22 protein-coding genes are annotated in these 23,689 nt (G+C 46.0%); 8 read left to right on the top strand and 14 right to left on the bottom strand.

Features of this window, described 5'->3' with window-relative positions:
* Window positions 1-106 precede the first annotated feature (106 nt).
* The 4 genes from glpQ to EDC45_RS09485 all read right to left on the bottom strand — a co-directional run bounded on the left by glpQ (window position 107) and on the right by EDC45_RS09485 (window position 5,060).
* Window positions 107-1,207, bottom strand: a complete 1,101-nt coding sequence (gene glpQ / locus EDC45_RS09470; protein WP_133545777.1) for a glycerophosphodiester phosphodiesterase — start codon at window positions 1,205-1,207, stop codon at window positions 107-109.
* A gap of 75 nt (window positions 1,208-1,282) precedes the next feature.
* Window positions 1,283-2,194 carry a hypothetical protein gene (locus tag EDC45_RS09475; RefSeq protein WP_133545779.1) on the bottom strand — a complete coding sequence of 304 codons (912 nt, stop codon included), beginning with the start codon at window positions 2,192-2,194 and terminating at the stop codon, window positions 1,283-1,285.
* Between the two features lie 130 nt (window positions 2,195-2,324).
* Window positions 2,325-3,770 carry a glycerol-3-phosphate transporter gene (gene glpT, locus EDC45_RS09480; RefSeq protein ID WP_133545781.1) on the bottom strand — a complete coding sequence of 482 codons (1,446 nt, stop codon included), beginning with the start codon at window positions 3,768-3,770 and terminating at the stop codon, window positions 2,325-2,327.
* 546 nt (window positions 3,771-4,316) lie between these two features.
* On the bottom strand, window positions 4,317-5,060 hold the full coding sequence (locus EDC45_RS09485; protein WP_133545783.1) for an MIP/aquaporin family protein: 744 nt from the start codon (window positions 5,058-5,060) through the stop codon (window positions 4,317-4,319).
* Window positions 5,061-5,427: 367 nt separating this feature from the next.
* On the opposite strand from EDC45_RS09485, the gene glpK reads away from it, so the two are divergent.
* Window positions 5,428-6,942 carry a glycerol kinase GlpK gene (gene glpK, locus EDC45_RS09490; protein ID WP_133545785.1) on the top strand — a complete coding sequence of 505 codons (1,515 nt, stop codon included), beginning with the start codon at window positions 5,428-5,430 and terminating at the stop codon, window positions 6,940-6,942.
* Between the two features lie 113 nt (window positions 6,943-7,055).
* Here the strand turns inward: glpK and EDC45_RS09495 are convergent, their stop codons facing one another.
* From EDC45_RS09495 to EDC45_RS09530, 8 genes are all read right to left on the bottom strand, one after another.
* Entirely contained in the window at window positions 7,056-7,454 is a 399-nt protein-coding gene (locus EDC45_RS09495) for a hypothetical protein (protein WP_133545787.1), read from the bottom strand.
* Window positions 7,455-7,937: 483 nt separating this feature from the next.
* Window positions 7,938-9,272 carry a 30S ribosomal protein S12 methylthiotransferase RimO gene (rimO, locus tag EDC45_RS09500; protein WP_133545789.1) on the bottom strand — a complete coding sequence of 445 codons (1,335 nt, stop codon included), beginning with the start codon at window positions 9,270-9,272 and terminating at the stop codon, window positions 7,938-7,940.
* A gap of 137 nt (window positions 9,273-9,409) precedes the next feature.
* Window positions 9,410-10,045: a peptidylprolyl isomerase gene (slyD, locus tag EDC45_RS09505; RefSeq protein ID WP_133545791.1), complete on the bottom strand. Its 636-nt coding sequence runs from the start codon at window positions 10,043-10,045 to the stop codon at window positions 9,410-9,412.
* Window positions 10,046-10,108: 63 nt separating this feature from the next.
* A complete protein-coding gene (locus EDC45_RS09510) occupies window positions 10,109-10,810 on the bottom strand; it encodes an SIMPL domain-containing protein (protein WP_133545793.1) in 702 nt (233 codons plus the stop codon).
* Between the two features lie 63 nt (window positions 10,811-10,873).
* A complete protein-coding gene (gene rraB, locus EDC45_RS09515) occupies window positions 10,874-11,326 on the bottom strand; it encodes a ribonuclease E inhibitor RraB (protein WP_133545795.1) in 453 nt (150 codons plus the stop codon).
* Between the two features lie 57 nt (window positions 11,327-11,383).
* Entirely contained in the window at window positions 11,384-11,767 is a 384-nt protein-coding gene (mscL, locus tag EDC45_RS09520) for a large-conductance mechanosensitive channel protein MscL (protein ID WP_133545797.1), read from the bottom strand.
* 74 nt (window positions 11,768-11,841) lie between these two features.
* Window positions 11,842-13,218: a Trk system potassium transporter TrkA gene (trkA, locus tag EDC45_RS09525; RefSeq protein WP_133545799.1), complete on the bottom strand. Its 1,377-nt coding sequence runs from the start codon at window positions 13,216-13,218 to the stop codon at window positions 11,842-11,844.
* Window positions 13,219-13,330: 112 nt separating this feature from the next.
* Window positions 13,331-13,918 (bottom strand): anthranilate synthase component II, encoded by a 588-nt coding sequence (locus tag EDC45_RS09530; protein WP_133545801.1) that lies wholly within the window; start codon window positions 13,916-13,918, stop codon window positions 13,331-13,333.
* A 107-nt stretch (window positions 13,919-14,025) separates the two neighbouring features.
* On the opposite strand from EDC45_RS09530, the gene EDC45_RS09535 reads away from it, so the two are divergent.
* Both EDC45_RS09535 and EDC45_RS09540 read left to right on the top strand, forming a co-directional pair.
* Entirely contained in the window at window positions 14,026-15,012 is a 987-nt protein-coding gene (locus EDC45_RS09535) for an aminodeoxychorismate synthase component I (protein WP_133545803.1), read from the top strand.
* Entirely contained in the window at window positions 15,012-15,596 is a 585-nt protein-coding gene (locus EDC45_RS09540) for an aminotransferase class IV family protein (protein WP_133545805.1), read from the top strand. Before EDC45_RS09535 ends, EDC45_RS09540 begins: the two co-directional genes overlap by 1 nt.
* A gap of 278 nt (window positions 15,597-15,874) precedes the next feature.
* Here EDC45_RS09540 and pssA read toward each other — a convergent pair whose 3' ends face one another.
* Window positions 15,875-17,233: a CDP-diacylglycerol--serine O-phosphatidyltransferase gene (gene pssA, locus EDC45_RS09545; RefSeq protein WP_133545807.1), complete on the bottom strand. Its 1,359-nt coding sequence runs from the start codon at window positions 17,231-17,233 to the stop codon at window positions 15,875-15,877.
* Between the two features lie 167 nt (window positions 17,234-17,400).
* Here pssA and EDC45_RS09550 point away from each other — a divergent pair, with 167 nt between their 5' ends.
* Complete coding sequence (locus tag EDC45_RS09550) at window positions 17,401-18,540, top strand: TrmH family RNA methyltransferase (protein ID WP_133545809.1); 1,140 nt, start codon at window positions 17,401-17,403, stop codon at window positions 18,538-18,540.
* On the opposite strand, the gene EDC45_RS09555 is transcribed toward EDC45_RS09550, so the two are convergent.
* Entirely contained in the window at window positions 18,537-18,806 is a 270-nt protein-coding gene (locus tag EDC45_RS09555; RefSeq protein WP_133545811.1) for a YfhL family 4Fe-4S dicluster ferredoxin, read from the bottom strand. The genes EDC45_RS09550 and EDC45_RS09555 overlap by 4 nt on opposite strands.
* A 205-nt stretch (window positions 18,807-19,011) precedes the next feature.
* On the opposite strand from EDC45_RS09555, the gene EDC45_RS09560 reads away from it, so the two are divergent.
* The 4 genes from EDC45_RS09560 to EDC45_RS09575 all read left to right on the top strand — a co-directional run bounded on the left by EDC45_RS09560 (window position 19,012) and on the right by EDC45_RS09575 (window position 23,669).
* A complete protein-coding gene (locus EDC45_RS09560; RefSeq protein WP_133545813.1) occupies window positions 19,012-19,749 on the top strand; it encodes a ribonuclease T2 family protein in 738 nt (245 codons plus the stop codon).
* Between the two features lie 200 nt (window positions 19,750-19,949).
* Complete coding sequence (pgk, locus tag EDC45_RS09565) at window positions 19,950-21,122, top strand: phosphoglycerate kinase (protein WP_133545815.1); 1,173 nt, start codon at window positions 19,950-19,952, stop codon at window positions 21,120-21,122.
* 107 nt (window positions 21,123-21,229) lie between these two features.
* Window positions 21,230-22,309 carry a class II fructose-bisphosphate aldolase gene (fbaA, locus tag EDC45_RS09570; protein ID WP_133545817.1) on the top strand — a complete coding sequence of 360 codons (1,080 nt, stop codon included), beginning with the start codon at window positions 21,230-21,232 and terminating at the stop codon, window positions 22,307-22,309.
* 100 nt (window positions 22,310-22,409) lie between these two features.
* Window positions 22,410-23,669, top strand: a complete 1,260-nt coding sequence (locus EDC45_RS09575) for an O-antigen ligase family protein (RefSeq protein WP_133545819.1) — start codon at window positions 22,410-22,412, stop codon at window positions 23,667-23,669.
* Window positions 23,670-23,689 lie beyond the last annotated feature (20 nt).

Consider the following 23,689-nt stretch of genomic DNA (forward strand, 5'->3'; position numbering starts at 1 on the left):
ACCAAAAAACATCTAAGTAAAAAGAAAAACGGGCTTTTAGGCGCAGTATCGTTAAAAAGCCCGAATGGCATTTCCATTCGGGCTTTTTAATTGTTAGTGGTTGCGTTTATTTTTGAGCCTTATCTTTACCGAGGAACTGTACCGCAGTATCCGGGAAATCGGTGAAGATACCCGTTGCACCGGCCTTATTCAGCAAGGCATCATACATCTGATTTACATCGCTGAAGAAATCGGGTAAAGCGTCTTTACGTACGGTATAAGGATGGACTTCCAATTTATATTTTTGCAGCTCTTTTACTAACGGGGTATAAACGATATTGCCTGCTTTGGATTTTTTATCGTCTACCAGCATATACCAGCCCGGGCCGACGCCGTCGGCATATTTGGCCACTTCTGCCATCGCCCCTTCTTTAAACATCCAATCGTAATCGTAGTTTATCCATTTGCCTTGGGCATTTTTTTCTTCGGTTTCATGCCAGTCCGTATAGGCTACCAATTGTACCAATTTGATATCCATGCCCATTTGCGGCAGCAATTCGGTTTTAATCCGTTTTAATTCATTAAAGTCGAAGGTTTGCAGATAAACCATATCTTCCCGGCTGTCATAGCCGTATTTTTTCAACACTGCAAGAGTGGCTTTGGCAATATCCTTACCTTCTTTATGGTGTAACCAAGGCGCTTTGATTTCCGGATAAATACCGATTTTTTTACCGGTGGATTTTTCCAGTCCCTGAATAAACTCCAGTTCGTCTTCAAAGGTATGAATTCTGAAGTGGGATTTCCACATCGGGAAACGGTTCGGATAAACCTGTTGCAGCTTACCTTCTTTATTACTGAAGTTTTCCGTCATTTCCAGGGTTTGAATTTCTTTTAAAGTAAAATCCGCAACATAGTAGCGTCCGTCAGCACGTTTACGGTTCGGAAATTTCTTCGCTACATCGGTGAGGCCGTCCAAAAAATGATCGTGAATAACCACTAAGCGGTTATCCTTGGTCATGGCCAAATCCTGTTCTAGGTAATCGGCTTTTTGTCCGAATGCAAGGGCTTTACTTTCCAGTGTATGTTCCGGTAAGTAACCGCTTGCTCCGCGGTGAGCGATGACTAATTTATCCTTTTCTTGCATAGATTGTACCTGTGCCTGATTGGAACAAGCGGTTAATGTGGCAAGCGCTAATGCCGCCGCCAGGGTTTTCAGTTTAAATTTCATGTTTTCCTCTCTTATGGGATAGGTTTTTGCTGAACAACATAAAATACCGTACTCAAAGTGCGGTCGGAATTTGAGTTATTTTTTACATCTCGGGGTCATATCATAAAAATACAGTTCGCTGATTTCACGATCATAACCGGGGTAAAACCCTTTCGGCATACCCAATACGATTTGTTTGCCGCGGTTGGCATGAATAATCATTTGCCGGGTTTCGGGATTGATCGCCAAACCTTCGATTTCGCCGTAATCTTTCAGATCGTCCAGGGTGCGTTCCAATACAACTGAGGCCTGATTATGCCGATCCGAAATTTCCACTCTATACAGATGATCCGGTTCTTTTTCATCGGCGGTACCGTCGTCTGCGGTCAGATAGAGTTTGCCCTGATGGGCGAATATCCCCTGAATCCATTGAGGCACAGGTTGTAAATGTACTTTTCGTTTATATTTACCGCTGGTTAAGTCGTATTCGTATAGATAACGCCCGCTTTCTTCGCCCACCCAGGAGGCCATCCAGACGCTGTTATGTACCTTATCCACCGTAATCCCGGAAACTTCCACCTGGCCGGAGTCCGGATTGAAATCTATTGCGCGCTTCAGCGCTAGGGTTTCGGGGTCATGTACGGCGATTTGAATATTCTTACCGACGCCGTCTTCAAACCATTCGGAAGAAACGTAGAGTTCATTGTTGTAAATATCAATGTCGCCGATATGGTTGGCGGCTTTACTATAACCTTCGAACGGGGTTTTATTTTCATGTAGCAGTTTGCCGTTCAGATCATATTTGGCTAATGTGGTACTGCCGGATACATAGAGATATTTACCCTCGGTGGTTACTCCCTGGCGCCCCTTCACTTCTATTACTTTATTGAGCTTGTAGTTGTATTCGGGTAATGCTTCGACCAGGGGCGATTGGCAACTGTCGGCGGAATATCCGGCGGCGGAAAACAATATACATCCGAGGACAGCGGCGATTTTACTTGCTTTCATCTTTATTTCCTTAGTTGAGTGGCGCTAAGCCTTATGTTGAAACAAGCGATGTTAAGTTTAAAAAAACTTTATGACAGTTTAACGACAAAAACAAAAAAGGAAGAACCCGAGGTTCTTCCTTTTCAGCGAATTACTTGCCGTAGTGATCGGCCAGTTTTGCTTTATGTTTGCCTTCTTCCAGCATTACGATAAGCATTAACAGAACCGCTAACACACCGCCGGCAATCATTACGTAGAAACCGCCGTCCCAGCCGTAGTATTCGGCCGCCCAACCGACGACTGCGGAAGCAGATACGGTTCCGCCCAAGTAGCCGAATAAGCCGGTGAAGCCTGCGGAGGTTCCCGCCGCTTTTTTCGGTGCCAGTTCAAGGGCGTGTAAACCGATAAGCATTACCGGACCGTAAATTAGGAAACCGATAGTTGTCATCAGAATGAAGTCCGTTAACTGATACGGGTTTTCATACCAGGCATGGTTAGCATATTGCGCCAGTTCGGCTTCCGGTGTGGCCGGGTTTTTCCACAATGCGACAACGGCAATGGTGGTTAAAATCATAAAGATAAATCCGGTCAGACCGCGTTTGCCTTTGAACACTTTATCCGATACCCAACCGCATAACAGCGTACCCGGAATCGCAGCCAATTCATAAATGGTATATGCCCAGGCCGTACCCTTAATATTGAAGTGTTTTACTTCACCCAGATAAACCGGAGACCATTTCAGTACGCCGTAGCGGATTAAGTAAACGAATACGTTGGCGATAGCGATGTACCACAGCAGTTTATTTTTCAGAACATAGGTAACGAAGATTTCTTTGGTACTCAGATCATGCTCATAGGTTTTTTCATTGTAATCGTCCGGATAGTCGTTACGCCATTTTTCAATGGCCGGTAATCCGCAGGATTGCGGAGTATCTTTCATGACGAAGTAAACCGGAATAGCAGCGATCATTGCGGCAATACCCGGATAGTATAAGGCCTGTTGCCATACGTCTTTCGCCGTTGCCTGAACACCGTGATTACTGAAGTAGATGGCACTGGCTAACAGAACCATTGCACCTGGTACCATACCGCCCACGTTATGAGCACAGTTCCAGATGGAAACGATGGTACCGCGTTCGGATTTAGACCACCAATGCACCATGGTTCTTCCGCATGGCGGCCAGCCCATTCCCTGGAACCAACCGTTTAGGAAAATCATAATGAACATTACCGCAATGCCGGAGGTGGCCCAAGGCATTAACCCCATCATGGTCATACATAAACCGGAAAGTAACAAACCGAAAGGTAAAAATACTTTCGGATTCGAGCGGTCGGAAATCCCCGCCATCACGAATTTGGACAGGCCGTATGCCAGACCGGCACCTGTACCGATAATACCCAATTCGGCTTTATTATATAGGCCGGCTTCAATCAGACCTTTTTGCGCTAAATCGAAATTGGCGCGCACAAAATAATAAGCCGCATAGCCGAAGAAAATCCCAGCGAAAACCTGCCAGCGTAAGCGCCGATAGGTCGAGTCGATTTTTTCAGCCGGTAATTCCGCAATATGCGGCGCCGGTTTAAATGGACCAAACATAGTAATCTCCAATCTTTATACTTTTTAACGTTATATTTATCCGTTTTTAGGGTTGTTGAAAACGCATTATTAACGGAAACCAGAGCATATCGGCGCCTTCTTTACCGCCTCCACACCCAAAAATTAGCTTTTGTATAAACTGTAATATCCTTACAAACAGTATGTGTAGTTGAGTTGTCAAAGATACCCGATTTTGGTGGAATAAAGAAATGCTTTGTAGTGAATTTGTGAGGTTAATCACATAAAATATGCGTGTTTTCGCTCATGATATTTTCGTATTGTTCTTTTTCGCTTGTTGTTTTGTATTCTTATGGATTGAAAATCCGCCGTAATTTAATTTTTGCGGTTGTTTATAAACAACAAGGGAAGAAATTAGCGCCGGGCTTCAGTATAGGCGCTTATACCGATAAAAATCGAAAGTTGCCTGTATAATCGGGTATTTTCAAATTATTACTATCCGCAGTATTGTTATATCTATTTTAAATAAAAAAGCAGGCTTAGCGCTAAGCCTGCCTGATTCGTTATTTTTTATTACATCAGCTTTTATTACATCAGCGCATTATAAGCCAAGCCGGCCAGTAGGGCGCCGAGCATCGGGCCGATAACGGGTACCCAGCCGTATTGCCAGTCCGCCGTCGTATTCAGTTTTTTCCCGAGCAGACTAAGGGTCAGGCGAGGTCCCAAGTCGCGGGCGGGATTAATCGCATAGCCGGTGGTACCGCCTAAACTCAGGCCTATGGCCCAAACCAGTATCGCTACCGGCAAGGCGCCGATTGAACCTAAACCTATTGGTGTTGCGGTGCCGTTTTCGGGGAATGTGATTGTCGCTTCTGCCGTGATATAGAAAATAACGAAAACCAGCACGAAGGTACCGATAATTTCACTGAGTAAATTGGTAGGGTAATTACGGATCGCCGGTTCGGTACTGAAGCAGGCGCGTTTTAAACCGGCTTCTTCGGTGGCGGCAAAATGATCTTTATATACCAGATAAACGAACAGCGCACCTAAGCTGCCGCCCAGGATCTGGCTGATGCTGTAAGGGACTACCTGTTCCCAAGGGAAAGCGCCTTTCAGTGCCAGACCGAGGGATACCGCCGGATTTAAATGAGCGCCGCTGTATGGGCCGCTAAAAACGACCGCCACATAAACGGCGAATGCCCAGGCGGTGGTGATAACTATCCAACCTGAGCTTTGTCCTTTGGTTTTATTCAGGCAAACGTTAGCTACAACACCGTTCCCCATCAGTACCAACAATGCGGTACCAAGAAACTCCGCTAAATAAGGGTTCATAGCATCTTCTCCTTTTTATTAAAGTAATATTAGGCATGAATTAAGCGGTTAATAAAATTCTGTGATTTGTCGTTATTAATTTATAAGCAAATAATTCTTTCAGCCTGGAAAAGGCAATAGAATACGGCGTCATTATTCAGTTCCGGCGGAAAAATAAAAGTAAAAAAGTTTGATTTTGTAAGCCAGTTCACATTTATTTTTCAGACTATTTGTGGAGGGAAAATATAATGTGAGCGAGTTCAAATTATTGATAATTATCCCTTTATTATTTGAGCGTTTTCGATTAGTTTCTGCGGGTGATTTGTTCGTTTATTCGATTTTTGATAAGCGTTTATTAACGTATTACCTAAATTGCAGGAGATTTGCTATGTCGGACAAGAAATATATTATTGCTCTTGATCAGGGAACCACCAGTTCCAGAGCGGTATTACTGGATCATGACGCCAATGTTGTGGAAATCGCTCAACGGGAGTTTACTCAGATCTATCCGCAGGCAGGTTGGGTGGAGCATAATCCGATGGAAATCTGGGCGACCCAGAGTTCCACATTGAATGAAGTGGTGGCAAAAGCGGGGATCTCTTCGGATCAGATTGCCGCTATCGGGATTACCAATCAGCGCGAAACCACCATCGTATGGGAAAAAGAAAGCGGCAAGCCCGTATATAACGCTATTGTATGGCAATGCCGCCGTACCGCCGATATTACGGATAAGCTGAAAGCGGAGGGACAAGAGGATTATATTCGTAAAACTACGGGTTTAGTGGTGGATCCTTATTTCTCCGGAACTAAGATTAAATGGATTTTGGATAATGTGGAAGGCGCCCGCGAAAAAGCCGAACGGGGCGAATTATTGTTCGGTACGGTGGATACCTGGTTGGTATGGAAATTGACGCAGGGAAGGGTACATGTAACCGATTATACCAATGCATCACGTACCATGTTGTTTAATATTCATACCAAGCAATGGGACGAGAAGATGCTGGAGTTGTTAAATATCCCGCGTTCAATGTTACCTGAAGTGCGTAACTCTTCCGAAATTTACGGACAAACCAACATCGGCGGTAAAGGCGGCGTTCGTATTCCGGTGGCGGGTATTGCCGGCGACCAGCAAGCGGCCTTATACGGACATCTGTGCGTGCAGGCCGGGCAGGCGAAAAACACCTATGGTACAGGCTGCTTTATGCTGATGCATACTGGTGATAAGGCGGTTGAATCTAAAAACGGTCTGCTCACCACTATTGCCTGTAATGCCAGAGGGGAGCCGGAATACGCATTGGAAGGTTCTATTTTTATGGGGGGAGCCTCTATTCAGTGGTTGCGCGACGAATTAAAAATCGTACATGACAGTACCGATAGTGAATACTTTGCCACTAAGGTTAAAGATTGTAACGGTGTGTATGTGGTTCCGGCCTTCACCGGTTTAGGCGCTCCTTACTGGGACCCTTATGCCCGAGGAGCGATTTTAGGCCTTTCCCGCGGAGCAAACCGCAATCATATTGTACGCGCGACCTTGGAATCCATCGCTTATCAGACTCGTGATGTGTTGGAAGCCATGCAATCCGATTCCGGTGCGAAGCTTAAATCGCTACGGGTTGATGGCGGCGCCACCGCAAATAACTTCCTGATGCAGTTCCAGGCGGATATTCTGGATACGCAGGTTGAACGCCCGCAGGTTAAGGAGGTTACCGCACTGGGAGCCGCTTATTTAGCCGGTCTGGCGACGGGATTCTGGAAGGATTTGGAGGAATTGCGCGATAAGGCGGCGGTGGAACGCAGCTTTATTCCGGACGATGACGAAGCGAAACGGACAAGACGCTATAAAGGTTGGAAAAAAGCAGTGCGCCGTGCCTTGGAATGGGCTAAGGAAGAGGAAGAAGCATAAGCGGAAAACGCCGAATATCAGGTTCGGCGTTGTTCTTAGCTAAAAATGCAGTTAATATATTTTCATATTAACTGTATTTTTTTATGGAATAGGTAAATAATCAGTTTATTAACTTAATATATTGACAATAAATTATTAGGTATCTTATCTTCCTTCATTCCTGAAAACTTAAGTAAGGCATTGTGATCTACGGCTCTTGTTACTAATAACTTAATGCCCGTTCTTTTACAAGGTATCCTTTCTACTGAAATGAAACAAGGCTCGTTATTGACTAATGCCCAGAAAGAATAGGAATTATTGCCGGCATGATGGTTATTAGCATCATATTCTTTTAATATATTATAGGCTTCTTCTAAAGATATACTCGGATATATTTTTGAAGGCGCCGAAATACCGCCATAATATTGTTTATGGATCTCTTTTATTAAAGATGATTTAATTCCTACTCCAGATTTTCCCGAAATTATTATAAATATTAAAATAACTACAATAATGACAGTTAAGATTTCCATGTTATTCCCAGTAATTATGCGCTAAAAATTATGAGTTAAGGGACACAATGATACAGAGGATACATTCAATGTGTAAGTGGAGCCTAAGACATCGTAATAGCAAATTTTATTCATGCCATCAGTGCGTTCTCCTTTTAAAAAACCGGTAGCGGCATATGCCGATGAAATAAGTGATAAAGTAGCGACTAATCCTATTAGAATTTTTTTTGAAAAAAAGCGAGACATAATTTTTCCTTATTGTGTATAAAAATCACCCGAATTGTACAAAAAAAAACAACTTCGCAATAGGATGGAAGAAAAAATTATCACTTAGTTAGGCATAAATATAATGAATTATTGGTCGCTTATGCGACCAATAATTAGGTCGTGGGAGGGGAGATAAAACTGAGGTCGGCTGGAAGCTTAGCCCTTTAATTTATTGTTTAGCCGCAGCTATATTAATGTTACTACTATGATTAATCCCTTTGTCGGGATTAATGCGGATTAACAATTTCCCCATAGGTCGTATTCGTCCGCCGCAGTAATGGTTACGGCAATAATATCGCCGACCTTGACCTCTTTGCCGCTGAGATTATCCACATAAACCGCTCCGTCGATTTCCGGAGCATCTGCCATAGAGCGGCCGATGATTCCCTCTGCATCGATTTCATCAACAATGACGGCTAAGGTTTTGCCGATTTTCTGTTGCAGACGCTGGGCGGAGATTTGTTGTTGTAGTTCCATAAAACGGCGGAAGCGTGCTTCTTTTACCTCTTCAGGTACCTGGTCGGGCATATCCGTTGCGGTCGCTCCCTCTACCGGGCTGAATTTAAAGCAACCGACCCGATCCAATTGTGCCTGCTGCAGAAAATCCAGTAGCAGTTGAAAATCTTCTTCCGTTTCACCGGGAAAACCGACGATAAAGGTTGAACGCAGAGTAAGTTCCGGGCAGATTTCACGCCATTTCTTAATGCGCTCCAATACCCGTTCCACCGACCCCGGACGTTTCATCGCTTTAAGGATTTTCGGGCTGGCGTGCTGTAGCGGAATATCCAAATAGGGCAGAATTTTACCTTCCGCCATTAATGGGATCAGATCATCTACATGGGGATAAGGATAAACATAGTGCAGACGTACCCAAACTCCGAGATTGCCAAGCTGACGGCATAATGTCAGCAAATTGTTTTTGATCGGCATTCCGTTCCAGAAGAGGGTTTTATTCTGTACTTCTTTACTTTGATCCAAGGCATAGGCGGAGGTGTCCTGAGAAACGATCAGCAGCTCTTTTACCCCGGAATCCGCCAGTCGTTTTGCTTCATCCAGAATCTGAGTAATAGGACGACTGTCCAGTTCGCCGCGCATGGAAGGAATAATGCAGAAGGTGCATTTATGATCGCAGCCTTCGGAAATCTTTAAGTAGGCGTAATGTTTCGGTGTCAGTTTAATGCCTTGTGCAGGTACCAGGCTGGTATAAGGATTATAGGCCGGTTTGGGCGCATATTTATGGACATGTGCCATTACCGCTTCGTAGCTGTGCGGTCCGGTGATTTCCAGTACCTTAGGATGGACTTCGCGAATTTGATTTTCCTTGGCACCGAGACAACCGGTAACTATAACCCGACCGTTTTCTTCCAGTGCTTCGCCGATGGCCTCCAGAGATTCCTGTACCGCACTGTCAATAAAACCGCAGGTATTGACGATTACCAGATCGGCGTTTTCGTAGCTGGGAATAATGTTATAGCCGTCGCTGCGCAGTTCGGTCAGAATACGTTCGGAATCAACCAAATTCTTCGGGCAGCCTAGGCTGATAAAACCGATGTTAGGGGTAGCAGAATTCATAAAATATCTCAAATATTGATGTAAAGGAAAAGGCTACTATTGTATAAAAAACGGCAACGAAAAGTGAAGCGGGAGATAAAAAATACACCGCACTTTATATCAAGTGCGGTGTATGCCGATTAGCCTTTATGCAAAGATTAGTGGCTGCAGCCGCAACCGCCATGACCTTCTTTATCACCGCCGCCGCAACAACCGCCGCCATGATGATGGGAATGCTCCTGATCATGATGATGATGGTGGCCATGACCGCCACAACCGCAACCATGTCCGTCTCCATCTTCATGTCCATGGCCGCCGCAGCAACCGCCTTCCTGATGGATATGGCCATGCGCGATTTCTTCTAATGTGGCTTCGCGAGTCGCCACCACTTCGACGCTGAATAACAATTCCTGACCCGCCAACATATGGTTGCCGTCTACCACGACTTCATCGCCGGATACTTCGGTTATAACCACCGGTAGCGGACCTAAATCCGTATCGGCGATAAAGCGCATACCCACCTGCAGGTCATCCACGCCGACAAACACATCTTTAGGTACGCGCTGAACCATATTTTCGTTATATTCGCCGTAACCTTCTTCCGGTTTTACCCGGACTTCGAATTTATCACCGACGGATTTGCCTTCCAGCGCTTTTTCCAGCCCCACGACTAAATTATTATGTCCCTGTAAATAATCCAACGGTTGGTTTACCGGCGCTTCGTCCACCAGTACGCCGTCTTCGGTACGCACCTGATAGGCGATGCTCACAACAACATTCTTTGCAACTTTCATTTGTTTCCTCGTTTGCCGATTTAAAGTTTGGTCGTATTGTATAGGATTTAGAATATGATGTCATTAATCCTTAATCAGCCCGATTTGGCCGTTCAGCTGCATATGAATAACGGCTTTGCCGCCTTCCAACTGAACCGGTCCCGTATCCCGCTCCAGATTACGGGCCGCCGCCATTTTATAAAGCCGCGGCTCGGATTCCGGGTAACGCTGCGATGGGGCAAGAATATCCAGGCGAACGATATTATAGCCCTTTGCCTGCAGCGAAGTGCTGATAAGTTCCGCTTTGTGGCGGAATTTACCCAGAATTTCCTTGGTCATTTCTTCTTCTATTCTGGCCAGACTTTGTGAAGATACGGTGGCATTAACATTATCAATGGCCATCAGACCGGATAATTCGTCAATCAACTGAGATAATGCGGTACTGTCTTTGCTTTGCAGTACCAGTTCGGCGCTGCCGCGCCAGCCGGTTTTACGGCCTTTATCATCATAGCGGACATGGGTCTGACGGTTATTGCTTTGTATTTCAACAGCTTGCTGTTTTTTTATCAGTTCCGTCGCCTGTACCAGCTTGTCGGAAATCACTTTGTTCAGATTCTTCAGATTCTGGCCTTCTTCATTTAAAAACATTCTGACCTGAAATAAATCCCGCGGCAGTTCTCTTTCGCTTTGAACTTCAAAGCTGACCAGATTATCTTTTTCCGCAGAGGCATAGGCTGCCATGGGAAGCAGAAGGGCGGCGAATAAGAAATGTTTTAGCTTTAACATAATAAAAACTCCTTAAAAAAAGACCGCACTTTAGTTAATGAAGTGCGGTACATCCATGGATAATTAATGTAATTTAGCGCCTTTTTCCCGTGCGAATTCTTCCGAGTCGTCGAATTCACCTTCATCGTCGAAAAATTCGCCGTCTTCGCCGTATTCGTCATCATCGGCGTTAGGATCTTCAAAATAAGTTCCCCAGCCGTCATAGATGCCCTGGTGTTTTTCCAGCAACGGCAGCAGCTCCTTTTGCTGCGCATCGATTATTTCAGGTTTAAGCGCCGCTTCGCTGATAATATCGAAACAATAAATCAGCTTACCATCATCATCTTCAAACTCTTCCGCTTCGGAAACTTCATAGCCGGCCTTAAAGGCGTCAACGGCAATTTTTTCCAATTTGTCGAAATCATAATGAGCGACATGATGCTCGATAATGTAAAGGGCATCGGGATCGCTTCCGTCGTTCAGCAAATCGGCGATAATTTCACGGGTGTTTGCTTTCAGTTGGTCTGGATCTAACATATTTTTATCCTTAATCTCGGCGATAAAACAATATTAGGGAGAGAAAGTCCGCCCTCGTTATTTTTTCAGTAAGTCGCGGATTTCCGTTAGTAGCTGCTCTTCGTTTGAAATTTTAGGCGCTTCTTCTTCAGCCGGTTTTTTCAGTTTATTTAATACCTTAATCATCATGAAAATAGCAAAGGCGATAATCACGAAATCCACTACGTTCTGAATAAACACACCGTAATTTAAAGTAACCGCCGGGGTATCCGCCACCGCTAGGGTAAATTTCAGATCTTTGAAATCGACGCTGCCGGTTAACATTCCCAATAAGGGCATAAAAATATCGCCCACCAGGGAACTGACGATTTTACCGAAAGCGCCGCCGATAATCACACCGACCGCCATGTCGATAACATTACCGCGCATAGCAAATTCACGAAATTCTTTCATAAAGCTCATATCCATACTCCTCTGTTTTTGAATTAAAAAGCGTGCGTATTATAGGTACTGTCGGGCATACTGTATAGCCGTAATTAAATAAAAAATGCGCTGGGTTGAAAGATTTTTTCTACATCGGATACATATTTTTTATCCGTAATATAGACGATAACATGATCTTCATCTTCAATAACCAGATTCTTGCCGGCGATAATTACTTCCGTACCGCGCAGCAACGCACCGATAATGACACCGGTCGGCAGTTTTAGTTCACTGATTTTACGTCCGATAATATTGGAAGTTTCCGCATCGCCATGTACCACAATTTCCATAACTTCGGCGGTACCGTGGCGTAACGAAACCACATTGGGAATATCGCCTTTGCGCACATGACCCAGTAAGGCGGAAATAGTCGCCTGCTGCGGTGATACGGCAATATCTATGGTACCGCCCTGAATCATATTAATATAGGCCATACGCTGAATCAGTACCATGGCTTTTTTGGCGCCCAGCCGCTTGGCCAGTAAGGCGGACATAATGTTGGCTTCATCGTCGCTGGTCAGAGAAATAAACACATCGATATTTTCGATATGTTCTTCGTACAATAATGACTGATCCGAGGCATCGCCGTGAAAAACCAGGGTCTTCGCCAATTTCTCCGCCAACGCCGTGGCTTTGGCTGCATTGCGTTCGATTAGCTTGACGCTGCATTGTTCTTCCAGTTGTTTCGCCACCCCGGCACCGATATTACCGCCGCCGACAATCATAATCCGTTTATAGGGCTTTTCCAGGCGCTGTAATTCCGACATAACCGCCTTAATATGCTGGGTAGCGCAGATAAAGGTAACTTCGTCGCCGGCTTCTATGACAGTGGAACCTTGCGGGCGGATAACCTTATCGAAACGCAGAATGGAAACGATACGGCAATCGATATAAGGCAAGTGATCACGCAGAGCGGAAATGGCATAACCGACCAAAGGTCCGCCGTAATAGGCTTTCACTACCACCAGGCTGATTTGTTTATCCGCCAGATGGGCCACCTGCAGGGCGCCGGGATAATCGATCAGGCGTATAATATCCTCCGTTACCAGATTTTCCGGAGAGATAATATGATCGATTGGAATAACGTTTTGGTTAAATAATTTATCCTTTTCGCGCAGATATTCACGTTCCCGGATACGGGCTATTTTGGTCGGTGTGTTAAACAATGTATAGGCGATTTGACAGGCAATCATATTGACTTCGTCGGCACTGGTAACGGCCACCAACAGATCCGCATCGGGGGCGCCCGCTTCACGTAATATATGAGGGGAAGAAGCCGAACCCGTTACCACCCGCAGGTCATGTTTATCCTGTAAGTTTTCCAGCCGTTTTTCTTCGTTATCCACCAATGTGATATCGTTGTCTTCGCTGACCAGGTTTTCCGCAAGGGTTTTACCGACCTGACCGGCGCCGAGAATAATAATTTTCACCACAAATCCTTTTTCTGCCTGAGATTGCTGCGTATACGGCAACTGCCGTTTCTGCGCCAAATATTAGCCCTTATTAGGCCTTAAGTGAACCGATTTTGATAATTTTATGCCTCTAAAGGGCGGAACCGCCTATTTCCAACCAGTTGCTCAGAATCTGCGTACCATATTCGGAAATAAAAGATTCGGGGTGGAACTGGACGCCGTACAAAGGCAGCGTTTTATGCTGTACCGCCATAATCACCCCTGCATCACAACGGCCGACAATCTCCAATTCGGATGGAAAGTTCTGCGGGGAAACCGCCCAGGAATGATATAGTCCGATACGGAAACGCGCCGGCAGGTTGCGGAATAAATCGCTTTGCCGTTCAAGATTGAAAGATTCTTCCACCCCGTGGCGGCAGGCGCTAAGGTTATACAGGCTTGCGCCGAAAAAACGGCACAGGGTTTGATGGCCCAAACAAACCCCTAAAATTGATTTATGGCGGTAATGACGCCGCAGCATTTCGAACAGTTGCGGATAGGCCTCAGGTACATCGGGACCGGGGGAGATGAGAACATGGGAAAAGCTTTCCATATCCGTTACCGAAGATAACTGTTCTGTGGCTATTATTTGCATCCGGACGGATAAAGGGCGGAGTAAATCCACAAGGTTATAGGTAAAAGAATCATGATTGTTAATAATAAGCAGGCGGTTTTGCATGAGTATCGACTATCGCGGATCTGATTAGGCGCATTATAAGATAAAAATCAGGATTTTTACCCCTGTTTCCGTTAGAATTTATTACCTTTCAGATATTTTTTTAATCTATGGACGCTTTTGCACAATTTATTCGGCAGGCCAATGAATACGGTAAGCAGAAATTACCCTTTTTCTTTTTGGTGGATTTTGAATGCCGCAACCCCCTTATTGTTCCGCTAGGGGAAGCGGCGCAACGGGGAATTTATTTTGATATTCGGGGACGGACGAATGTAGAGCGCGATGGCAAGGTAAGTATGCCGCCCTTTTGGTTGCGGACGGAACCCATGGCGGCGGAGGATTACCGACGGGGCTTCGAAATAGTTCGCCGGGAATTACAGAAGGGCAATAGTTATTTACTTAATCTGACCTATCCGACACCGATTTATACCAATTATACGCTAAAACAGATTTTTCAGAGCGCGGAGGCGGCCTACAAACTATTGCTGGAAGATCAGTTCGTTTGTTTTTCGCCGGAAAGCTTTATTAAGATTGCGCAAAATAAAATTTATACTTATCCGATGAAGGGAACCATTGATGCGGCGACGGAAAATGCTCAACAACTGTTGCTCGGCTCGGAAAAAGAACGTCGCGAACATTATACCATCGTTGATTTAATGCGTAATGATCTGGCCTCGGTGGCTACCGGTATAAAGGTTGAACGTTTCCGTTACCCGGAGGAAGTTCGAACCGGTCGCGGGGCGATACTGCAAACCAGTTCCGAAATCAGCGGTTCGCTGGCGGCGGACTGGCGTCAGCATATAGGAACGATACTGAGCCGATTGCTGCCGGCGGGTTCCGTCAGCGGTGCGCCGAAAGAAAGAACCCTGAGTATTATCCGACAGGCGGAAGCTCAAGCGCGCGGCTATTATAGCGGCGTTTTCGGTATTTTTGAGGGGGATAGGCTACAAAGTGCGGTAGCCATTCGTTTTATCCGTCGGCACAAGGATCGTTTGTTTTTTCACAGCGGCGGCGGAATTACCCTACAGAGCCGGGCGGAAGAAGAATACCAAGAGTTGCTGCGTAAGGTTTATGTGCCTCTGCGGGGGAAGGATTAATGGAATTTCCGTTATTTGAAACCATTGCTCTGGAAAACGGACAAATCAGGCATATCGAAGAACATCAGCGGCGTTATCTGGCGGCGCTGGCAAATTATTATCCGAACCGCCCGATCACCCGTTTCGATTTAAGCAGCCTGATTCGACAAGCGCCGCAGTTTAACGAATTGCGCGGGCAAAAAGGATTGTTCCGTTGTCGGATCGATTATAATGCGCAGGATTTTCGCCTCAGCCTTACCCCTTATCAGCGTCGGATACACCGCCGTTTTCAACCGGTGCGATGCGATAATATCGATTATGCGTTAAAATACGCCGATCGTGATTTATTGAACCTGTTATTACAACAGCGCGGCGATTGTGATGAAATCATTATTATCAAAGGGGGTTGCGTAACCGACTGTAGTATTGGTAATTTAGCCTTCCGGTGCGGAAAAGATTGGTTTACCCCGGATACCCCCTTATTAAAAGGGGTACAGCGCAGTATCCTGTTGGCGCAGCGGAAGATTCGCGCCGTTCGGATTTTGCACGGGGATTTGGATAGGTTTGACGAAATCAGAATTATCAATGCGATGAATCCGCTCTGAAGCTTTTTTCTGTATAAGAAAACACCGAAAAAATAAAGAAAAAATGGCAGGGAAGGAAAGAGCAAAACACATAATTATGCCGCCTTGATGCGGCATTTATTTTAGTTTAAAACTCAGGGGCGCCGCAGAAGCGCCCTTGGTCGGTATGCTATTTTCGCCCCGAAAGCATTGCCTGAAAAAACTTTTCAAAAATTGACCGCACTTTTGTCTATTGTGCCTTGTCTATCGTGTCTTTGTTGCTCAGGCTGTTAAGGAGGCGGGTAATAAAAGCCTCGGCGCTACAGAATCATTTTGACCAGTTTATCCGCCTTAACCCGTTGGAAGCGTTTCAAAATACGCTGAACTGGTGCCGGGTATCGAGGTAAATCTTCCAGTTCGGAATAATGGTTCAAGCGTTCGGTATGACGGCGGATATATTCCAGCTCCTGTTCCGCCTGCGGGCGTAAACGTTGCTGCGGATCATGGATCAATAGGCCGTTTTCCGCATCGAGTCGCCAGGCGCGCGGATTCAGGTTGTTGCCCGTTAGTAGCATATAGCGGTTATCCACCCAGATACCTTTTAGGTGATAGCTGTTATCCTCGTCTTTCCAAATTCTTATGTTCAGTGCGCCGCGCTCGATTTCTGCTTCGAATTTGCGTGCAAAGGCGCGCAGATTTTTCTCATACAAATAAGGCAAAGCCCCCGCCATTTTAAAGGGTTCCTGCGGCGGAATATAAAAATCGTTGGCGGTTTTGTCGCCGACGATAATTTCGATTTTTTTACCTTCTTTTAATAGATGTCGGATTCTGCCCTGTAGAGAACGAGGGAAATTAAAATAAGGGGTGCAGATGGTCAACTTCTCTTCCACCAGCATAAACAGATCTTCAATGGTGCGGTTCAGCAGATTACCTTGATTGGATAAACCGAACAGAGGCGCAATACTTAAATCTTCGCCCGACCTTGTTGCCTCTTTCACCTGATAGCGGCCGTAATGAGCCAGATGACGGCGGAAAGCTTTAATTTGGTGGCGGAGTTCTTTGGTCGTAGGGCGCTGAGGATTATCCAGCGCATGGATAACCTCGGGAACAAGCAGATAAGCGTTGATAAATTCTACCAATGCGTCTGCCAGTCCGGCATTTTTAATTTTCTGATAACGATCGTAACGGTATTTATCCTGATGGTGCAGATAAACATTATTAATACTTGCGCCGCTGTACAGAACCGTATCGTCGAAGACAAAGCCCTTGATATGCAGAACGCCGAATACTTCGCGGGTGTTAATAGGTACCCCGAAAAAGAGGGCGTCAGCTTGTTGTTTTTGCCGTTCGCCGCAGTACCAGTCCGCATTGGTCATTCCTTTTTTCTCGCCGATCAAATTCCGCTGCGCACGATGCCAGTCCACCAGAATTTTAATTTCCAGTTCGGGACGTTGATGTTTGGCAAGATAGATTTCGTCCAGTATCTCTTGGCCGGCCTCATCCATTTGCCAGTAAAGTGCGGTGATATAAATGCGTTTTTGCGCGGCGCGGATCTGTTGAATTATGGCCTGCTTAAACTGCGCAGGGGCGTAAAGTATTTCAAAATCCGTGTCAATCTGCGGTAAGAATTGTAAATCTTGTAAGTGCTGTTTGGCTCGTTTAATTTTATTTACTAACATAATTTTTCTTCTATTCGGCGCCTGCCGATGTATCGACGGCGATCTAGTTTACAATATTTACCCCCGTATTTAATAGAAAAAAGCTTTTTTTTCGTTATAATGCTCACAGTTTTTATTGAAAATAATGACTTTCCCTTCCTGTTTATCCACCTTTTGGCAATACAATAATGAACGAACAAGGTAAAAAAGACCACTTCCAGAACGCTGAATTCCGCTCGCCGGAATTTGAATCGGACAAGCGTAGCAAGCGTTTTAACGAGCGCAGCGTCCTTCGACAGGAGCAATCCGACAAAAGAACCAAGGGTTCCAAATCACCCCACTTCAAGACAAAATCCGGTTCGGGTTCCCGTGCTTTTGCCTCCGCCGGAAAAACCGAAGGCGGCGCCCGTTATCAACGTCGAGAGGGTGGCGTTGCCTCAGCGCTCGGAAAAGAACGGGTGATTACGGAAATAACGGCGGATAATGCGCGTAAAAACGGTACGGTGAAAGTTACCTTGAAAAGCAGCACCGCGGCAGGCGGTCCCGGGGTAAAAAAAACCGGGCCTTTATCACCGCGCGCTCCGGAAAAAATTAAGAAAAATCGAACGGAAGAAATGAAAGTGTACGGCGAATCCGCCTGTGCCGCACTCTTTGCCGAACGTCCGCAAAGTATCGTACGGGTTTGGACGACGGTAGAAGTAGCGCATAAATCCGGCGATTTGTTTCGTTATCTGGCGGCTAATAAGAAAGTCTATCATGTTGTGGATAATCGCGAACTTAGCTTGGTTAGTGCGACGGAACATCATGGCGGCATCTGTATGCTGGTGAAAAAAGCTCGTCCTTTTACCCTATCCGGTTATTTGTCGGTGGCGCGTTCCAGCGATTGCCTGGTATTACTGGACGGGGTGCGTAACGCCCATAATATCGGCGGGATTATACGTACCTGCGCTTTTTTCGGGGTTAAGGCTATCGTCCTTGAAGATCACGAATTATTGAATTCCGCCGCAGCTATGCGGGTGGCGGAGGGCGGCATGGAATATGTGCATGGGCTGCAAACCGAAAGTACGCCGGAAGCTTTGCGCCAACTGCGGCAGGCCGGTTATCAGATTGTCTTCCCTACGACCGATAAGCGAGCAACCGCTGTAGACAGTGCGAGCTTAGCCGCTAAAACGGTATTGGTATTAAGTGAACAGGATAGGCTTGTGTTGGCCGAAGAGGGAGATAAAGTCCTGAATCTGTCCTTTGCTAATCCGCTGCCGGGGAACGGATTAAATGTAGCAGTTCAGGCGGGCGTTTTGCTGGCAAAATGGCAGGCGGAAAAGCATTAAGGATTGCTCAGGGTATCGGCGTGGTGTATGAGCACAAAGCGTTCCCAGAGCTGTTCTTCCGTTTCGGTGTGCTCGGGATCGGTTTTGATACAGTTGTTGATCGGGCAGACCTTTTGGCAGGTCGGCGTATCATAATGTCCCACACACTCGGTGCATAATGTGGGATCGATAATATAAATTTCGGCGCCGACCGAAATGGCCTCATTCGGGCATTCGGGCAGGCACATATCGCAGTTGGTGCATTTTTCCGTAATCAATAGGGCCATAAAGCTTCGTATATAAAGAGAGTTGCGGCGTTTATTAAGCGGCTGATTATAAATAAATCGAATTGAAAAACAAACTGTTTTGTAGGTTCGCCGGCTTGTGAAGGCGGGAGCCTTATGCGGTACGGCGGCAATAAAAAAATCCGCTATAAACGGACCGCTCTTTTTAGCCCTGCGGCACTTAACAATAAAGAAAGAAGGATAATTGATGAATCAGAAGCAGATATTTCAGCTCAGTCTTTTTGTTGTATTCGTATTTATGCTTATTCTGGCCGGTTGGTTTTACAGCGGTCAGTATAAGGATAAGGCGCAGGCGGCTTCCGTTAGCGCGCAAAAGGAAAAGGCGGAGGAAGCAAGGGCACAGGCGGTGCGGGATAAAGAACGGGGCTACGATTATATTATGGCCGAGGACAATTTAGGCCAGAATAAAAAAGCCAAGGTGGATTATTATATGTTGGCCTTATCCTGGTCGCCGGCTTTTTGCGAAACTCAGCGCAAGCGTTACGGCGATAATCTGCCGGATTCGCTGCAGCGACAATGCGGGAGCGAAAATACCTTCGGTTGGGTGATTCACGGTTTATGGCCGCAAAGTAAAACCGCCCGTAAGGCGGAAGATCATCCCCGTTTTTGCCAGGGCGATCTGCCGCCGGTCGAACATAGCCTGATTGAAAAATACCTGGCTCAAAGTCCGAGTGAGAATTTACTGCAGGGGCAATGGGAAAAACACGGGGCCTGCGCCTTTAATTCGGCGGAAGATTATTTCAGCAAGCAGCGGGAATTATACGGACAACTGAATTTGCCGACCAAAACGGCGGATCGTAAAAACCTGTTTACCTGGTTGAAAAAGAATAACCCGCGCTTAAAAGGGATCTATTTAAAGGCGACACGTAACGAATTGTTTATCTGTTATGATCTGCGCTGGAAAATTATCAGCTGCCCGAAATAAGGTCGGGTGATTTAGCGGGTAAAATATTTGCTGTAACGTATCAGTTTTATTAATTTCGCTGATTTTCCATTTTATATCTGGTATTCCCCGGAGAGCGCGATAAATCTCAATAAATTGATCTAAATACGGTTACAAGCCCCCCAATACTGGGTATAATCGGGCCAGTGATTTTTATTATTTTAACCAGAAGAGGATAAATTATGTCAGTAATCAAAATGACCGACCTTGATCTTGCAGGTAAACGTCTGTTTATCCGTGCCGATTTAAACGTGCCGGTAAAAGACGGTAAAGTTACTTCCGATGCACGTATCCGCGCTACGATTCCGACCTTAAAGCTTGCACTTGAGAAAGGGGCGAAAGTGATGGTTACTTCGCATCTGGGCCGCCCTACCGAAGGCGTGTTCGAAGAGGCGAATTCCCTGCAACCGGTTGTTGATTATTTAAATGCAGCCTTGGATGTTCCGGTTCGTTTGGTGCGCGATTATCTGGACGGCGTAGAAGTAAAAGAAGGCGAAATTGTCGTATTGGAAAATGTACGTATCAATAAAGGCGAGAAGAAAAATGATCCTGAGCTGGCGAAAAAATATGCCGCGCTCTGTGATGTATTCGTAATGGACGCTTTCGGTACCGCTCACCGTGCCGAAGGTTCCACCTACGGCGTAGCACAATTTGCCCCGGTAGCCTGTGCCGGTCCGTTGTTGGCGGCGGAGCTGGAAGCTTTGGGCAAAGCACTGAAAGAGCCACAACGTCCGATGTTGGCGATTGTCGGCGGTTCTAAAGTATCCACTAAACTAACCGTATTGGATTCTCTGGCAAAAATCGCCGATCAGCTGATTGTCGGCGGCGGTATCGCCAATACCTTTATTGCCGCGCAGGGCAACAATGTGGGTAAATCTCTGTATGAAGCGGATTTAATTCCGGAAGCGCAGCGTTTATCCGCCGCAACTAATATTCCGGTACCTGTTGATGTACGGGTTGGTAAAGAGTTTTCCGAAACCGCGCCGGCAACGGAAAAAGCGGTTAATGAAGTGGCTGCGGACGAATCTATTTTCGATATCGGCGATAAGAGTGCGGAACAGCTGGCCGAAATTATCCGTAATGCGAAAACCATTCTTTGGAACGGTCCGGTGGGCGTATTCGAATTCCCTAATTTCCGCAAAGGTACCGAGGTGATCGCTAACGCCATTGCCGAGAGTACGGCAAATGGCGCCTTTTCCATTGCCGGTGGCGGTGATACCTTAGCGGCCATTGATTTATTCGGTATCGCCGATAAGATTTCTTATATTTCAACCGGCGGCGGCGCATTCCTCGAGTTCGTTGAAGGTAAGGTATTACCGGCGGTCGAAATTCTTGAAAAACGCGCAAACGGCTAATAGATAACGGCGCCTGATATATAAGGCGCCGCTTTTCCGGATTAAGGGATAGGTTTTTCTATCCCGAGGCTTAAAATTTAACTTCCAACACGAAAGGAAAGATCAAAATGGCAAAATTGTTAGATATCGTACAACCGGGCGTATTAACCGGAGATGACGTACAGAAAGTATTCGCTTATGCGAAAGAACAGGGTTTCGCTATTCCGGCGGTAAACTGTGTGGGAACAGATTCCGTAAACGCCGTATTGGAAACTGCAGCGCGCGTTAAAGCACCTGTTATCGTACAGTTCTCTAACGGTGGTGCGGCATTCTACGCAGGTAAAGGGCTTAAACCGGCCAGCGGCGTCCGTGCCGATGTCTTAGGTGCTATCGCCGGTGCAAAACATGTTCATACCCTGGCGAAAGAATACGGCGTACCGGTTATTCTGCATACGGACCATGCGGCGAAAAAACTGTTGCCTTGGATCGACGGGCTGCTTGAGGCGGGGGAAAAACATTTTGCCGAAACCGGTAAACCGTTATTTTCCTCTCATATGATCGACTTATCCGAAGAGTCCATGGAAGAGAATATGGCAATTTGCCGCGAATACCTGGCTCGTATGAGTAAAATAGGCATGACCCTTGAAATTGAAATCGGTATTACCGGCGGAGAAGAAGACGGTGTGGATAATAGCGATGTACATGAGTCCAAGCTTTATACTCAGCCGGAAGACGTGCTCTATGTTTATGATCAGTTAAATCCGGTTAGTCCGCGTTTCACCATTGCGGCGGCATTTGGTAACGTACACGGCGTATATAAACCGGGTAACGTGAAATTAAAACCTTCTATTTTGGGGGATTCGCAGGATTTCGTGTGTAAAGAACGTAATCTTCCGGCAAAATCGTTGAATTTCGTCTTCCACGGCGGTTCCGGTTCTTCCCGTGAGGAAATCCGCGAAGCGATCAGCTACGGTGCGATTAAAATGAACATCGATACCGATACCCAATGGGCGACTTGGGCGGGTATTCTTAACTTCTACAAAGAAAACGAAGCCTATTTACAGGGACAATTGGGTAATCCGGAAGGCCCTGACGCACCGAATAAAAAATACTATGATCCGCGCGTCTGGCTGCGTAAGGCCGAAGAGTCCATGTCTAAACGCTTGGAGCAGTCTTTTGCCGATCTTAACTGTATTGATGTGCTGTAATGCTTTCTCGGCCATTATACGTCGGAGATAATTAATCTCCCTACTTAGACCGCTCTTTGCGATAAGTGCGGTCTTTGTTTATCCGTAACCGGTATCCCGTATGAAGATAATGACAACTAAAACCTTCGTTATACTGATTAATCTTTTAGTTTCCGCTTTTTTTATGCTGCAGGTCTGTATTAAAGGCGGTTATAACTATTCACCCGTACTACTGATGGTATTCGGCCTCGGTTATCTTTTATATTTTCGATTGATAAAAAAAGCGAGCTGGCGACTATCTTCCGATGAACGTTGGCTCGCTTTTAGCTATGTGGTTTATTTTGCCGTTTTTGTGCTTTCCTTTTGGTTGCATGAGGGGCGTTTAAAAGAGTTGGATAATCCCAGCCGGATTATTTTTATGCTGCCTCTGTTGCTGCTGTTTTCCCGTTTTCCGCTGTCGCCGAAAGGACTATGGTATGCCATGCCGGCCGCGGGAATAGTGGCCGGGATTTGCGCCTTATTTGATGTTTTTTACCGTCAGCAGCCGATGGCCTTTGCGGGACGGATTATGCATATTCAGGGCGGCGATATTTCCATGTCGATAGGTATGTTTTCATTGGCGATAGGAATTTATTTCTTTATTCGTAAGCGGCCGATGCTTATGATTTTTGCTTTAGTGGGTGCTTTATGCGGTGTTATGGGTAGTATTCTTTCTACTGCCCGAGGCGGTTGGATAGGTCTTCCCGTGATTATCGGGTTTATTTTATGGGCCTATCGCCAGTCGTTGTCAAAAACCTTTTTTATTTCGATTTTTACGCTTATGGCTCTTGCCTTGACGACAATGGCGTTAATTCCGCAAACCCGCGTAACGGATCGCCTTGAGCAGGCCCGCCATGAAATTCAGGTTTATATGGAACGTCAGGACGGTTCCACTTCGGTAGGGGCCCGCTTCGATATGTGGAAGAGCGCGCTACTGATGGCCCGTGAAAAACCTCTGTTGGGTTGGGGGGAAGAGGGCGTTTCGTTCGAACGGAAGGCTCAGCATGAGCGCGGTTTAATCGGCAAATATGCGGCACAGTTTAACCACGCCCACAATCAGTATTTAGATGATTTGTCTAAGCGCGGCATTCTTGGGCTATTGACATTAATGGCGATTTTCTTAATTCCCTTGCGCTTTTTTCTGCGTTATGTAGGAGCCTCCTCCGCCGAATTGAAAACCCTTGGCGTTATGGGCAGCGTACATGTGCTGTCGGTAATGTTTTACTGTATCAGTCAGGGCTTTTTTACGCATAACTCCGGTAATATATTTTATTTTTTCCCATTGCTGATTTTCTATACCCTGATTCTTAACCTGTCCGCGGCTAATCAAAGAACGGACTGAGCGGTTGCTAATACAGAGCG

Source organism: Mesocricetibacter intestinalis (assembly GCF_004363295.1).
GTDB classification, from domain to species: domain Bacteria; phylum Pseudomonadota; class Gammaproteobacteria; order Enterobacterales; family Pasteurellaceae; genus Mesocricetibacter; species Mesocricetibacter intestinalis.